The following is a 13,390-nucleotide window of genomic DNA, read 5'->3' on the forward strand; positions in this document are numbered from 1 at the left end:
GGCACCGCACACGCACCGGAGAACCAGCGGTACTTGAGCGCCGTTCCCGGAGGGGAGCGCCGCCGGGCAAGGAGGGCCGCATGACCGTACGGCGAGTAATGGGCATCGAGACGGAGTACGGCATCTCCGTCCCCGGCCACCCGAACGCCAATGCCATGCTCACCTCGTCCCAGATCGTCAACGCCTACGCCGCGGCGATGCACCGGGCGCGACGCGCCCGCTGGGACTTCGAGGAGGAGAACCCCCTGCGGGACGCGCGGGGCTTTGACCTCGCCCGCGAGACCGCCGACGCCAGTCAGCTCACCGATGAGGACATCGGCCTCGCCAACGTGATCCTCACCAATGGGGCGCGTCTCTACGTGGACCACGCGCACCCCGAGTACAGCTCACCCGAGGTCACCAACCCCTGGGACGCCGTCCTGTGGGACAAGGCCGGCGAGCGCATCATGGCGGAGGCGGCCGAACGCGCCGCGCAGCTGCCGGGGGCCCAACCGATCCACCTCTACAAGAACAACACCGACAACAAGGGCGCCTCCTACGGCACGCACGAGAACTACCTGATGAAGCGGGAGACCCCCTTCTCGGACATCGTGCGCCACCTGACGCCGTTCTTCGTCTCCCGGCAGGTCGTCACCGGCGCGGGACGCGTCGGCATCGGCCAGGACGGGCACGAGCACGGCTTCCAGCTCAGCCAGCGCTCGGACTACTTCGAGGTCGAGGTGGGCCTGGAGACCACCCTCAAGCGGCCCATCATCAACACCCGGGACGAGCCGCACTCGGACGCGGAGAAGTACCGCCGCCTGCATGTGATCATCGGCGACGCGAACCTCTCCGAGATCTCGACGTATCTGAAGCTGGGCACGACATCGCTGGTCCTCGCCATGATCGAGGACGGCTTCATCGCGGTGGATCTCGCCGTCGACCAGCCCGTGCGAACCCTGCACCAGGTCTCCCACGATCCGACGCTCCAGCGTCTGATCACGCTCCGTAGCGGGCGGACACTCACCGCTGTCCAGCTCCAGATGGAGTACTTCGAGCTGGCCCGCAAGTACGTGGAGGAGCGGCACGGCTCCGACGCCGACGAACAGACCAAGGACGTCCTGTCCCGTTGGGAAGACGTCCTCGGCCGCCTGGAGAGCGATCCGATGAGCCTCTCCGGAGAGCTCGACTGGGTCGCCAAGCGGGAACTCATGGAGGGCTACCGCCGCCGTGACGGCCTCGACTGGGACGCGGCACGCCTGCACCTGGTCGACCTCCAGTACGCGGACGTACGGCCCGACAAGGGCCTCTACAACCGTCTGGTGGCACGCGGCAAGATGAAGCGCCTCCTGGAGGAGCCTCAGGTCGAGCGTGCCCAGGCCAAGCCCCCGGAGGACACACGCGCGTACTTCCGCGGCCGCTGCCTCGAGCAGTACGCGGACGACGTGGCCGCGGCCTCGTGGGATTCGGTCATCTTCGACCTGCCGGGCCGCGACTCCCTCCAGCGTGTGCCCACACTGGAGCCGCTGCGCGGCACGCGGAACCACGTCAAGGAGCTCCTTGACCGCTGCCGCACGGCGGAGGATCTGGTCCGGGTGCTTTCCGGAGGCTGAAAGACCCGGCGGGTGGGAATCATCGAGGTGGTCCCCGGACGTTGCAGTAACTACGGGGCCGATGTCAGGCCTGGCTTATAGGGTCTGATCAAGTGCATCGAACCGAACGAGCGGGGTGAGGTAGATGGCGACCAAGGACACCGGCGGCGGACAGCAGAAGGCGACGCGTTCCACCGAGGAGGTCGAGGAGCAGACAGAGGAAGCGCAGGGCTCCGAGGACCTCAAGGAGCGCCAGGAGAAGCTGAGCGACGACGTGGACTCCGTTCTGGACGAGATCGACGACGTCCTCGAGGAGAATGCCGAGGACTTCGTACGTTCGTTCGTACAAAAGGGCGGACAGTAGGGCGTGGCGGACGCGGTGCGGGCGTGCGTGGCGCGGTACCCGGCCACGCACCTCAACCCCCTGGACCACACATGTGGATCACCGCCGCGAGGCGGGTAGGGTCCGTGACGAACAGCCCTTCAGACGTAATTCGCTTCAACTGCAAATCGGCCACCGGCGAGTTGGGACACGCTCCCGGCGCTCAGCGCCCGGCCGTCACTTACCTGGAAGGAAACGCGTGGAAGCCAACACTCGTAGCACCGGGCGTCTACCAGCTGCCTTCCTGACGCCTGGTTCCTCGTCCTTCATGGACTTCCTGTCCGAGCATCAGCCCGAGATCCTGCCGGGCAACCGGCAGTTGCCGCCCACGCAGGGTGTCATCGAGGCGCCGCACGGCACGACGATCGTGGCGACGACGTTCCCCGGTGGCGTGGTGCTCGCCGGTGACCGGCGGGCGACCATGGGCAATGTCATCGCGCAGCGCGACATCGAGAAGGTCTTCCCGGCCGACGAGTACTCAGCGGTCGGCATCGCCGGCACCGCCGGGCTCGCGGTCGAGATGGTCAAGCTCTTCCAGCTGGAGCTCGAGCACTTCGAGAAGGTCGAGGGCGCCACGCTTTCCCTGGAGGGCAAGGCGAACCGTCTCTCCACGATGATCCGGTCGAACCTGGGCATGGCCATGCAGGGCCTGGCCGTCGTCCCGCTCTTCGCGGGGTATGACGTGGACCGCGAGAAGGGCCGCATCTTCTCGTACGACGTCACGGGCGGCCGTTCCGAGGAGCACGGTTTCGCGGCCACCGGCTCCGGTTCGGTCTTCGCGCGTGGAGCGATGAAGAAGCTCTACCGCAAGGACCTGACGGAGCAGGAGGCGACGACCCTCGTCGTGCAGGCGTTGTACGACGCGGCGGACGACGACTCGGCGACAGGTGGCCCCGATGTCGCCCGCCGGATCTATCCGATCGTCACCGTGATCTCCGAAGAGGGTTTCCGGAGGCTGGCGGAGGAGGAGTCCTCCGAGATCGCCCGCTCGATCCTGGAGCGGCGCCTGGAGCAGCCCGACGGCCCGCGGGCCTCGCTGCTCTGATCGATCCGTATTCGCCACTGACTTCAGTTTCAGTCACTGACAGAAAGGGACGGATAGCCGGTGTCGACGCCGTTCTATGTCTCACCCCAGCAGGCCATGGCCGACCGGGCGGAATACGCCCGCAAGGGCATCGCCCGCGGTCGCAGCCTTGTTGTGCTGCAGTTCGCCGATGGCATCGTGTTCGTCGGCGAGAACCCGTCCCGTGCGCTGCACAAGTTCAGCGAGATCTATGACCGGATCGGCTTCGCCGCCGCCGGCAAGTACAACGAGTACGAGAACCTGCGGATCGGCGGCGTGCGGTACGCCGACCTCCGTGGATACACGTACGACCGTGACGATGTGACGGCCCGTGGACTCGCGAACGTCTACGCCCAGACGCTGGGCACGATCTTCTCGAGCAACGCGGAGAAGCCGTACGAGGTCGAGCTGGTCGTCGCCGAGGTGGGTGCCACGCCGGACGGCGACCAGATCTACCGGCTGCCGCACGACGGTTCGATCGTGGACGAGCACGGCTCGGTCGCGGTCGGCGGCAACGCCGAACAGATCAGCACCTATCTCGATCAGCGTCATCGTGACGGGATGACGCTGGCGGAGGCCCTGAAGCTGGCCGTGCAGTCGCTGTCCCGCGACACGAACGGCAGCGAGCGGGAGATCCCCGCGGAGCGCCTGGAGGTGGCGGTCCTCGACCGTACGCGGCCGCAGCAGCGCAAGTTCAAGCGGATCGTCGGGCGTCAGCTCGCGCGGCTGCTCGAAGGGGGCGCGTCGGCCCCCACGGACGCCGAGTCCGACAACGAAGAGCTGGACGCCGGCTCCGACGACGAGTAGGCACGTCCGTTCGTGTGCGCCCCGTGTCCCGGCCCTGTGGCCGGGACACGGGGCGCACACATGTCTAGCGGGCGGCGGGGGCGGTCGAGCCGCGGATCACCAGTTCGACGGGGAGCGTGTCGGTCGGGGGCGTGCGGCCGTCGAGGACGGCGAGCAGGGAGGTCATGCCGCGTTCGCCGAACTGCTCCGCCGGGAGCCGCACGGTGGTGAGTTCGGGTTCCACGGCGGTCGCCAGCGTGAGGTCGTCGAAGCCGCTCACCGAGAGGTCTTCGGGCACGCGCAGACCGAGGCGGCGGGCCGCCTTGCAGGCGCCCGCGGCAAGGATGTCGTCGTCGCAGACGAGCGCGGTGGGGCGGGGCCCGGGCGCTGACAGGGCGGCTTCAGCGGCCGCGTGGGCGTCCTCGACGGTGAGGAGTGCCCGGACGGTGCGTACGGCCGCGTCGGTGCCCCTCAGGGCCGCCGCGAGGGCATCGGAGCGTACGTCGAAGGTCCAGGAGTCGACGCCCGCGGCGAGGTGCAGGAAGTCACGGTGGCCCAGGGCGAGGAGATGCTCGGTCACCCGGCGCATTCCGTCGCCGATGTCGAGGTTGACGGTGGCGGCGCCGAGGCTGTCGGCCGGGTCGCTGTCGAGCATGACCAGGGGAAGCGCGTCGCCCTGGATGGTGGCGAGCGCGTCGGAGGCCATGGAGGACGCGAGGATGCCGTCGAGGGCGGCGCGGCTGGAGCCGAAGGGGTCCCGGGCGGGGCCGATGCCTTCGGGGGAGGGGTAGAGGACCACTCCGAAGCCGTGTTCGGCGGCGACGCGGGCGGCTCCGGTGTAGAGGCGGGCGAAGAACTCGTTGGTGAGGGCGGGGACGACGAGCAGCGCGGTCCTGGTGCGGCCGAGGCGGAGATTGCGGGCGGCGAGGTTGGGGCGGTAGCCCAGTTCGAGGGCGGTGGCCCGGACGCGTTCGGCGGTCCGCTCGGCGACGCGGCCGCGCCACTTCTCGCCGAACACCAGGGAGACGGTGGCCTGGGAGACCCCGGCGGCCCGTGCGACGTCGCGGCTCGTGGGGCGTGGCCCCCCGGCCTCCTGCTCTGGCCCGGCCACTACTGGTACCTCCCAGGTCGGTGCCGCGGGGGAGATCGGGATGGACCCGCGGAGAGCGCTCATGGTACGTATGACGCTCGACGTTATACGTAAAACCTCGGCGCGGCGGCGCAGGGAGAGGGGCGGGAACCATGGCTGGTGGATACGCGGAGATCCTTCGGACCAGACACGCCGGTCGGCTGCTCGCGGGCACCCTGGTGGGCCGGCTGCCGAACGCGACGGCCGCGATCGCCGTCGTGCTGTTCATCCGCGCCGAGGGCGGGAGCTACAGCCTGGCCGGCGCCCTCGCCGCGGTGTACGGCGTGGCCAACGCGGTGGGCCAGCCGCTGCTCGGCCGCCTGGTGGACCTGTACGGGCAGCCGCGCATCCAGCTTCCCTCCGCGATCGTCTCGGCCCTCGGCATGGGGGCCTTCGCCTTCACCGGACCCGACTCACTCGGCCTCGCGTATGTCGCGGTGGGCGTGGCGGGCCTCTTCACGCCGCCCCTCGAAGGCGGCCTGCGCGCGCTGTGGTCCAGCGTCCTCGGCAAGGAGGAGCAGGTGCACAGGGCGTACGCCATGGACGCCATCGCGCAGGAAATCATGTTCACCGTCGGGCCGTTGCTCGTCACGGCCTGCGTCGCGCTCTGGTCCGAGCAGGCCGCGCTGCTCGTGGTGAACGCCATCGGTGTGCTCGGTGCCCTCTCCGTGGTGCTGTCGCAGCCCTCGCGCGCGTGGCGCTCGGCGCCCCGTGAGGCGCACTGGCTCGGCGCGCTGCGCTCACCCGGGCTCATCGCGCTGCTCGGCGCCTTCCTCTTCATCGGCATGGCGCTCGGCTCCATCACGGTCGCCGGTGTGTCGTACGCCGACGAGCACGGCGGCGACGCGGTGTACGGCTGGATGATGGCGGCGCTCGGGCTCGGCGCCCTGGTCGGCGGTTCCGTGTACGGGGCGCGCCAGTGGGCCGGCGTACCGGAGAAGCGGCTGACCGTCCTGGTGGCCCTGCTCGCGCTCTGCTACTGGCCGTTGACCCTGACGCCAGGCACGGTCGCCATGACGGGCCTCGCGGCCGTCGCCGGAATCTTCCTCGCGCCGGCGCTCGCGTGCGCGTTCATCATCGTGGACCGGCACGCGCCGCGGGGCACCGTCACCGAGGCGTTCTCCTGGCTCGTGACCACGTTCACGGTCGGCGCGTCGCTCGGCACGGCCGCCGCGGGGCCGGTCGTGGAGTGGGGCGGGACCGTGTGGGGCTTCGCCGTTCCGGGGGGCGCCGGCGCCGCCGCGCTGCTCGTCCTGCTGGCCACCGCTCGGGTGCTCGTACTCCCCGCTGATTCGGCGGTCGTTGCGGGTTCATCGGAAAATGATCGAAACGGTGCCGTCGAACCCGGTTTCAGGGCAGGGCATCAGGCGTAATGTTCAGTCATGGACCGCCGCATTTTCGGGCTGGAGAATGAGTACGGCGTCACGTGCACGTTTAGGGGACAGCGCCGTCTGTCGCCTGACGAGGTGGCGCGCTACCTCTTCCGCCGTGTTGTCTCATGGGGCCGCAGCAGCAACGTCTTTCTGCGGAACGGCGCCCGCCTCTATCTTGACGTCGGGTCACATCCGGAATACGCAACACCGGAATGTGACAACGTGACCGAGCTGGTCACGCACGACAAGGCGGGCGAGCGCATTCTGGAAGGCCTGCTCGTCGACGCCGAACGCCGCCTGCACGAGGAGGGAATCGCGGGCGACGTCTATCTCTTCAAGAACAACACCGACTCGGCGGGAAACTCCTACGGCTGCCACGAGAACTATCTGGTGGCCCGGCACGGGGAGTTCTCGCGGCTCGCGGACATCCTCATTCCCTTCCTCGTCACGCGACAGCTGCTCTGCGGCGCGGGCAAGGTGCTGCAGACTCCACGCGGCGCCGTGTACTGCGTCAGCCAGCGTGCCGAGCACATCTGGGAAGGGGTCTCCTCCGCGACCACCCGCTCCCGGCCGATCATCAACACCCGCGACGAACCGCACGCGGACGCCGAGCGCTACCGCAGGCTGCACGTCATCGTCGGTGACTCGAACATGTCCGAGACGACCATGCTCCTGAAGGTCGGCGCCACCGACCTCGTGCTGCGCATGATCGAAGCGGGCACGGTGATGCGCGACCTGACCCTGGAGAACCCGATCCGGGCGATCCGCGAGGTCAGTCACGACATCACGGGCCGCCGCAAGGTGCGTCTGGCCAGCGGCCGCGAGGCATCCGCCCTCGAGGTCCAGCGCGAGTACTACGAGAAGGCCGTGGACTTCGTGGAGCGCCGCGGCATCCGCACGGGCACGGTCGAGCAGGTCCTGGAGCTGTGGGGCCGCACGCTCGACGCGATCGAGGCCGAGGACCTCGACCGCATCGGCACCGAGATCGACTGGGTCATGAAGTACAAGCTCATCGAGCGGTACCGAGCGAAGAACAACATGACCATGTCGCATCCGCGGGTCGCGCAGATAGACCTCGCGTACCACGACATCCACCGCCGTCGCGGGCTGTACTACCTCCTGGAGAGGAAGGGGCAAGCCGCCCGCATCTGCAACGACTTGAAGATCTTCGAGGGCAAGTCGGTGCCGCCGCAGACCACCCGCGCGCGGCTGCGGGGCGACTTCATCCGCAGGGCCCAGGAGCAGCGCCGCGACTTCACGGTCGACTGGGTGCACCTGAAGCTCAACGACCAGGCACAGCGCACCGTGTTGTGCAAGGACCCCTTCCGGTCGGTGGACGACCGGGTGGAGAAGCTGATCGCCGGCATGTAACCCCGGATACAGCAGGTGCGTTGCGGGAACGCAACGCGGGGCGCCGTACGTTCCTCGTACGGCGCCCTTCTCCATGCGTAGAGTTGCGCGCACGCCAACCGACAAGATCGACCGATACGAGGCCCCCACCGTGCGCCGACGCTCACTCCTCCTTGCTGTTCCGGCCGGCCTGCTCACGCTGGCCGGGTGTGGTGACGACAAGAAGGCCGACAAGGCCAAGCCCAGCGACAGCCCAGCCCCTTCCAACTCGACCTCGGCCGCACCGACGGCGAAGATCGTGGACGGGCCGCTGCCCGAGATCACGAAGGGGACGAAGTTCGGCCAGAAGCCGACCGTCGCGAAGGGGCCGGGCAAGCCGTCCTCCGACCTGGCGGTCAAGACCCTGGTCGAGGGCAAGGGCGCCGTGGTGAAGAAGGGCGACTACCTCCAGGCGAACTACCTCGGCCAGATCTGGGCCACGGCGAAGGTCTTCGACAACTCGTACGACCGCGGTAACCCCACGGTCTTCCCGATCGGCACCGGTCAGGTCATCCCCGGCTGGGACCAGGCGCTCGTGGGCAAGAAGCTCGACAGCCGTGTGCAGCTCGCGATCCCGCCGAAGATGGGTTACGGCACGGAGGGCAACAAGCAGGCGGGCATCAAGGGCGACGACACGCTGGTCTTCGTCGTCGACCTGGTGGGCACCTTCAGCGCCAAGAGCTCGGCCAAGGGCAAGGAGGTCGCGCAGTCCAACATCGACCTGCCCAAGGTCGGCACGAACACGGACGGCAAGGCCCCCTCGATCGACGTCCCGAAGAAGGACGCCCCGAAGAAGCTCGTGGCGAACTACATCCTTGAGGGCGACGGCGAGGAGATCAAGGAGACCGACAGCCTCCTGTGCCAGTACAAGGGCGTGCTGTGGGCCGACGGCAAGGAGTTCGACTCCTCGTACAAGAGGAACGAACTGGCCTCGTTCCAGCTCGCGCAGGTCGTCAAGGGCTGGGCGCAGGGCCTGACCGGCAAGAAGGTCGGCAGCCGCGTCCTGGTCGTCGTCCCCCCGAAGCTCGGGTACGGTGACCAGCCGCCGCAGGGCAGCACCATCAAGAAGGACTCCACGCTGGTCTTCACCGTGGACATCCTCGCGAAGATGTAACACTGTCCCGGCCGGCCATTCGTATCAAAGCAGGAGCATTAGACGTGAGCATCGAGAAGCCCGAGATCGACTTCCCCGAGGGCCCGGTCCCCACCGACCTCCAGATCGTGGACATCTGGGAGGGCGACGGCCCGGAGGCCAAGGCGGGCGCCACCGTCTCCGTCCACTACGTGGGCGTGGCTTTCTCCACCGGTGAAGAGTTCGACGCCTCCTGGAACCGCGGCACGCCGCTCCAGTTCCAGCTCGGCGCCGGTCAGGTCATCGCCGGCTGGGACCAGGGCGTCCAGGGCATGAAGGTCGGCGGACGCCGCCGTCTGACCATTCCCTCGCACCTCGCGTACGGCGAGCGCGGCGCCGGTGGCGGCCGTATCGCGCCCGGCGAGGCCCTGATCTTCGTCTGTGACCTCGTCGGCGTCTGAGCGACGACCGAGCGACGACTGAGGACAGGGTCTGATCAGACCTGTCCGTCGAGGCCCATGCCGGTTCCGGCATGGGCCTCGGCTTTTCCCACGACACCCCGGGGCGGTACGGTCGGCGGTCGGAAGCATTGTTGAGAAAGGGCGTCGATGGCCATTGCCAAGGCCGAGCGGCTGATGAACCTGGCGCTGTGTCTGCTGGGGACGCGGCGGCCGCTCAGCAAGCGCGAGCTGCGCGAGTCCATCGAGGCCTATCTGGAGGCGGGGTCCGACGACTCCTTCAACCGGATGTTCGAGCGCGACAAGGACGATCTGCGCGAACTCGGCCTGGTCATCGAGACGGTGGAGAACCTCGACGGCGAGGTCGGCTATCTCGCGCGCCGCGACAGCAACCGCCTCCCGCCCATCACCATCGACGCCGAGGAAGCCGCCGCGCTCGGCCTCGCGGCCAAGGTCTGGCAGCAGGCCCGCCTCGCCGGGGCAGCCAGCGGCGCCCTGCAGAAGCTGCGCGCAGCGGGCCTTCCCGAGGACGTCGACCCGTACGAGGCGCACAGCGCGCTCGAGCCGCGCATCCCCGTGCACGAGGCGTCCTTCGAGCCGCTGATGCTCGCCTGCCGCGACCGCCGCCCCGTCGTCTTCGACTACCGCAAGGCCACCGCGGCCCGCCCCGAGCCGCGCCACGTCGAGCCGTGGGCGCTCGAATGCTGGCGCGGCCACTGGTACCTCGCGGGCTGGGACCGTGACCGCGGCGCCGAGCGCGTGTTCCGGCTCTCCCGCATCACCGGGAAGGTCCGCGCCCGCGCGGGCAAGTTCACCGCGGGCATCCCCGACGTCGTCACGGTGCGCGAGACCGTCGCGGGCTGGGCGGGGGAGAGCGCCGACCGCTCCGCCCTGATCCGACTGCGGACGGGCGCGGGCTACCCGCTGCGCGCCAAGGCCGCCCGGATACGTGAAGTGGGCGAGGGGTGGGACGAGTTGGAGATTCCGTACGGGCACGGGCTCGACGCCTGGCTGGTGGAGTTCGGGCCCGACGTGGTGGTCCTCGAACCCGCCGAGCTGCGGGCCGACGTGGTGGACCGGCTGCGCGCCGTGGCCAAGGGCTGAGGGGGACACACCGAATCATGGCCACGAACGCCATCGACCAGACCCGGCGGATGCTCTCCCTGGTGACGTATCTGCGCGAGCGCCCCGGCGCCCACGTCAGCGACGTCGCCCGCGCCTTCGGGATCACCGAGGACGAGCTGATCTCCGACCTGGACGTGCTGCCGCTGTGCGGGACCAGCTTCCGAGGCGGCGACCTCCTGGACATCGACACCGACGGTGACCGCATCTGGTGGCACAACCCGGACGACGTGGCGGCCCCCCTGCGGCTCGCCGCCGACGAGGCCACCGCGCTCCTGGTGGCCGCCCGCGCGGTCTCCACGCTCCCCGGGCTGCGCGAGAGCGACCGGCAGGCGCTGGTGCGCGCCACCGCGAAGCTGGAGACGGCGGCCGGTGAGAACGCGGGCGCCAGCGCACGGCTCTCGGTGACCTTCGAGTCCGAGGGCGGTGTCTTCGCCGAGGTCGACCGCGCCATCTCCGAGCGGCGCAGGCTCTGGCTGCGCTACTACTCACCGGCGCGCGACGAGCTCACCGAGCGCGAGGTCGACCCGATCCGCCTCTTCGCCGTCGGGCACACGTACATGGAGGCGTGGTGCTACCTCTCCGAGGCGCGCCGCACCTTCCGCCTCGACCGGGTGGCCGAGATCAGGATTCTGGACGAGGCGTCCGCGCCGCCCGAGGTCGAGCTGCGTGACCTCTCCGAAGGGCTCGTGCAGCCGGCCGCGGAGGACCCCGAGGTCGTCGTCGAGGTCGGCCCCGGTGGTCGCTGGGTCGCCGAGTACTACCCTCATGACAGCGCCGAAGAGCTCCCCGACGGGGGTCTGCGGATCACGCTGCGCACCCCGGAGCCCACCTCGCTGCGCAGGCTCGCGCTGCGGCTCGGCGGGGACGGGCACATCGTCTCCCCGGCGGATCTCGCGGACAGCGCGCGGCAGGCGGCGCGCGAGGCCCTCGCGGCCTATGACGAGCACGACAAAGCCCCCGGCGGGTCGTACGACAGGCAGGAGCAAGGGCGTTGACCACCAGCCTTATGTCCGAGATTCCCGGAATGTCGAGAATCGCCCCTGTGCTTTTCAAGGCCGCCTGCCCCGACTGCCGCGCCCGCTTCGAACTCTCCGCAGGGGCCCTGCGGTTGGCCATCGGCGCCTCGGCCCGCACCACCTTCTACTCGTTCACATGCCCGGAGTGCGGCAACGCGGTGCGCAAGCCCGCGGGCGAACGCATCGTCGAACTCCTCACCGGCGGCGGGGTGCGGACGCTGCGTCTGCACTCGACCGTCTAGGCTCGGCGCATGTTCTGGGCGATGCTGGCGATTGCCGCGGGGTTCTGTGGCCTCGCCGTGCTCGGCGTACTGGCGATTCGGGTCTTCATCGAGGCGCAGCGCCTCAGCACGCAAGTGACGCGGACCACACAGCGGATCAACCGTGCGGCGGAGGATCTGGAGGCGGCGGCGACGGGTGTGGCCCGAGCGAGCCGAGATGTCCTGTAGGTCCCAAAGATCCTGCAGGTGTCGCAGAGACGCACATCGACACCGCGGCCTGTCAACTTCCCTTGTCCGGAAGGTACGCTGCTGAAGTAGCCCGGAGTGCGAGGCGCGGGCCGCAACTGGGGGTACGCACAGGGATTGCCCTGCGTTCACCCCCGAGCGTTACGATCGCTGTCAGCACGGTGGCCGGACAGAGGTCCGACCTGTCCGGCAGCCCCGCCCCTGCCGCCTCGGTGAGAAGGTAAAGACGTATGTTTTCCGGAAAGATCGGCGCCCCCGAGATCATTCTCATTCTCGTCGTGGTCATTCTGCTGTTCGGCGCGAAGAAGCTTCCCGACATGGCCCGGTCGCTCGGCAAGTCCGCGCGCATCCTCAAGAGCGAGGCCAAGGCGATGAAGTCGGACGGCAAGAAGGACGAAGCCGCCCCGGCCGACCCGCCCGGCGACCCTTCCGCCGCTCAGCCGCGCACCATCCAGGCCGCGCCCGGCGACGTGTCCAGCTCCCGTCCGGTCACCGAGCCCACCGACAGCACCACCAAGCGCTGATCCAAGGCCGGCGACGGCCGGCCTGCCGCACGAGATGAGGACGTGGGTTGCTCAAGTCTGCCCGCAAGAAGGAACAGGATCCCGAGGGGCGGATGCCGCTTGCGGAGCACCTGCGTGAGCTCCGCAACCGGCTCGCGAAGGCCGTGCTGGCCATCATCGTCGTCGCGATCGTCGCTGCCTTCTTCTACAAGGACATCATCGAGTTCTTCACGAACCCGATCCTGAGCTCCGTGGGGTGCGAGTCGAGCTTCGCCGAGCTGGCGGACAAGGGCGGCGAGGAGACCTGCGCGCGCATCGTGCTGAACGGGCTGATCACGCCGTTCACGCTCGCCCTGAAGATCTCGCTGATGGCCGGTGTGGTGCTCGCGTCGCCGATCTGGCTGTACCAGCTGTGGGCCTTCATCGCGCCCGGTCTGCACAAGAGCGAGAAGAAGTACGCGTACGCGTTCGTGGGTGCGGGATTCCCGCTGTTCATGGGCGGCGCGTTCTTCGCGTACAAGACGCTGCCGACGATGGCGCGCGTGCTGCTTGAGTTCTCGCCCGGCGGCGTCGACAACCAGCTGCCGCTCGACGAGCTGATCGACCTGGTCACGCGCATGGTGGTCGTCTTCGGTCTCTCCTTCGAGCTGCCGCTGCTTCTGGTGATGCTCAACCTCACCGGAGTCATCACGGGCAAGCGCATGCTCGGCTGGTGGCGCGGCATGATCATGGGCATCACGGTCTTCGCGGCCGTGGCGACGCCCAGCACGGACCCGCTGACCATGATGGCCCTCGCCGGGCCGATCTGGGTCCTCTACTTCGCGGCCACCGCCTTCTCCCTCATGAACGACCGGCGCAAGGCCAGGATCGAAGCGGCGAAGCCCGATGACGACGAGGCGTCCGACCTGGACCTCACACCCGAGGAGGTCGGTGAGATCGAGCCCGTCTCCGCGAGCAGGGCGCTGCCCGAGCAGGCGAGCGGCGACGGAGCGAAGCGAGACCGGGTAAACGGTTTCGACGACGTGACGTGACCTTGTAAAGTCCTCCCCCAGACTC

General features: G+C 69.0%; 15 protein-coding genes and 1 pseudogene. 15 read left to right on the forward strand and 1 reads right to left on the reverse strand.

The genetic code is table 11. The features are described from left to right. Positions 1-80: 80 nt before the first annotated feature. The 5 genes and pseudogenes from dop (at position 81) to prcA (ending at position 3,823) form a co-directional block, all read left to right on the forward strand. On the forward strand, positions 81-1,592 hold the full coding sequence (gene dop / locus AB0I66_RS28920; protein ID WP_363210882.1) for a depupylase/deamidase Dop: 1,512 nt from the start codon (positions 81-83) through the stop codon (positions 1,590-1,592). Between the two features lie 124 nt (positions 1,593-1,716). Then, a complete protein-coding gene (locus AB0I66_RS28925) occupies positions 1,717-1,935 on the forward strand; it encodes a ubiquitin-like protein Pup (protein ID WP_249590985.1) in 219 nt (72 codons plus the stop codon). Positions 1,936-2,005: 70 nt separating this feature from the next. Next, positions 2,006-2,201, forward strand: a pseudogene (locus AB0I66_RS28930) (recombination endonuclease VII); the annotation flags it as partial. Then, positions 2,153-2,998, forward strand: a complete 846-nt coding sequence (prcB, locus tag AB0I66_RS28935; RefSeq protein WP_363210883.1) for a proteasome subunit beta — start codon at positions 2,153-2,155, stop codon at positions 2,996-2,998. The pseudogene AB0I66_RS28930 and the gene prcB, both read left to right, overlap by 49 nt. 60 nt (positions 2,999-3,058) lie before the next feature. Continuing rightward, the gene (gene prcA / locus AB0I66_RS28940; protein ID WP_363210884.1) at positions 3,059-3,823 is read left to right on the forward strand and encodes a proteasome subunit alpha; all 765 of its coding nucleotides are present in this window, start codon (positions 3,059-3,061) and stop codon (positions 3,821-3,823) included. A 64-nt stretch (positions 3,824-3,887) separates the two neighbouring features. Here the strand turns inward: prcA and AB0I66_RS28945 are convergent, their stop codons facing one another. After that, a complete protein-coding gene (locus tag AB0I66_RS28945) occupies positions 3,888-4,976 on the reverse strand; it encodes a LacI family DNA-binding transcriptional regulator (protein ID WP_363210885.1) in 1,089 nt (362 codons plus the stop codon). 68 nt (positions 4,977-5,044) lie between these two features. Here AB0I66_RS28945 and AB0I66_RS28950 point away from each other — a divergent pair, with 68 nt between their 5' ends. The 10 genes from AB0I66_RS28950 to tatC all read left to right on the forward strand — a co-directional run bounded on the left by AB0I66_RS28950 (position 5,045) and on the right by tatC (position 13,365). Continuing rightward, positions 5,045-6,304, forward strand: a complete 1,260-nt coding sequence (locus AB0I66_RS28950; RefSeq protein ID WP_363210886.1) for an MFS transporter — start codon at positions 5,045-5,047, stop codon at positions 6,302-6,304. Between the two features lie 9 nt (positions 6,305-6,313). Next, positions 6,314-7,675: a Pup--protein ligase gene (gene pafA / locus AB0I66_RS28955; protein ID WP_135334215.1), complete on the forward strand. Its 1,362-nt coding sequence runs from the start codon at positions 6,314-6,316 to the stop codon at positions 7,673-7,675. 130 nt (positions 7,676-7,805) lie between these two features. Next, the gene (locus tag AB0I66_RS28960; RefSeq protein ID WP_363211144.1) at positions 7,806-8,807 is read left to right on the forward strand and encodes an FKBP-type peptidyl-prolyl cis-trans isomerase; all 1,002 of its coding nucleotides are present in this window, start codon (positions 7,806-7,808) and stop codon (positions 8,805-8,807) included. Positions 8,808-8,851: 44 nt separating this feature from the next. Beyond that, positions 8,852-9,226 carry an FKBP-type peptidyl-prolyl cis-trans isomerase gene (locus tag AB0I66_RS28965; protein WP_363210887.1) on the forward strand — a complete coding sequence of 125 codons (375 nt, stop codon included), beginning with the start codon at positions 8,852-8,854 and terminating at the stop codon, positions 9,224-9,226. Positions 9,227-9,373: 147 nt separating this feature from the next. Then, the gene (locus tag AB0I66_RS28970) at positions 9,374-10,327 is read left to right on the forward strand and encodes a WYL domain-containing protein (protein WP_363210888.1); all 954 of its coding nucleotides are present in this window, start codon (positions 9,374-9,376) and stop codon (positions 10,325-10,327) included. Between the two features lie 17 nt (positions 10,328-10,344). Further along, a complete protein-coding gene (locus tag AB0I66_RS28975; protein ID WP_363210889.1) occupies positions 10,345-11,343 on the forward strand; it encodes a WYL domain-containing protein in 999 nt (332 codons plus the stop codon). Positions 11,344-11,354: 11 nt separating this feature from the next. Further along, positions 11,355-11,606, forward strand: coding sequence for a hypothetical protein (locus tag AB0I66_RS28980; protein ID WP_160510146.1), 252 nt, complete (start codon positions 11,355-11,357; stop codon positions 11,604-11,606). Between the two features lie 9 nt (positions 11,607-11,615). After that, positions 11,616-11,813: a hypothetical protein gene (locus AB0I66_RS28985; RefSeq protein WP_363210890.1), complete on the forward strand. Its 198-nt coding sequence runs from the start codon at positions 11,616-11,618 to the stop codon at positions 11,811-11,813. A gap of 248 nt (positions 11,814-12,061) precedes the next feature. Further along, entirely contained in the window at positions 12,062-12,355 is a 294-nt protein-coding gene (gene tatA, locus AB0I66_RS28990; protein WP_363210891.1) for a Sec-independent protein translocase subunit TatA, read from the forward strand. Positions 12,356-12,402: 47 nt separating this feature from the next. After that, the gene (tatC, locus tag AB0I66_RS28995) at positions 12,403-13,365 is read left to right on the forward strand and encodes a twin-arginine translocase subunit TatC (protein WP_363210892.1); all 963 of its coding nucleotides are present in this window, start codon (positions 12,403-12,405) and stop codon (positions 13,363-13,365) included. Positions 13,366-13,390 lie beyond the last annotated feature (25 nt).

The sequence above is a fragment of the Streptomyces sp. NPDC050439 genome (assembly GCF_040655335.1).
In the GTDB taxonomy this organism is placed as follows: Bacteria; Actinomycetota; Actinomycetes; order Streptomycetales; family Streptomycetaceae; genus Streptomyces.

What these genes read in the sequence shown, in the direction of transcription:
- tatA (WP_363210891.1), top strand. Translation starts at nt 12,062, where the DNA reads ATGTTTTCCGGAAAGATCGGCGCCCCCGAGATCATTCTCATTCTCGTC.
- dop (WP_363210882.1), top strand. Translation starts at nt 81, where the DNA reads ATGACCGTACGGCGAGTAATGGGCATCGAGACGGAGTACGGCATCTCC.
- AB0I66_RS28950 (WP_363210886.1), top strand. Translation starts at nt 5,045, where the DNA reads ATGGCTGGTGGATACGCGGAGATCCTTCGGACCAGACACGCCGGTCGG.
- pafA (WP_135334215.1), top strand. Translation starts at nt 6,314, where the DNA reads ATGGACCGCCGCATTTTCGGGCTGGAGAATGAGTACGGCGTCACGTGC.
- AB0I66_RS28970 (WP_363210888.1), top strand. Translation starts at nt 9,374, where the DNA reads ATGGCCATTGCCAAGGCCGAGCGGCTGATGAACCTGGCGCTGTGTCTG.
- AB0I66_RS28980 (WP_160510146.1), top strand. Translation starts at nt 11,355, where the DNA reads ATGTCCGAGATTCCCGGAATGTCGAGAATCGCCCCTGTGCTTTTCAAG.
- AB0I66_RS28985 (WP_363210890.1), top strand. Translation starts at nt 11,616, where the DNA reads ATGTTCTGGGCGATGCTGGCGATTGCCGCGGGGTTCTGTGGCCTCGCC.
- AB0I66_RS28975 (WP_363210889.1), top strand. Translation starts at nt 10,345, where the DNA reads ATGGCCACGAACGCCATCGACCAGACCCGGCGGATGCTCTCCCTGGTG.
- AB0I66_RS28925 (WP_249590985.1), top strand. Translation starts at nt 1,717, where the DNA reads ATGGCGACCAAGGACACCGGCGGCGGACAGCAGAAGGCGACGCGTTCC.
- AB0I66_RS28945 (WP_363210885.1), bottom strand. Translation starts at nt 4,976, where the DNA reads ATGAGCGCTCTCCGCGGGTCCATCCCGATCTCCCCCGCGGCACCGACC.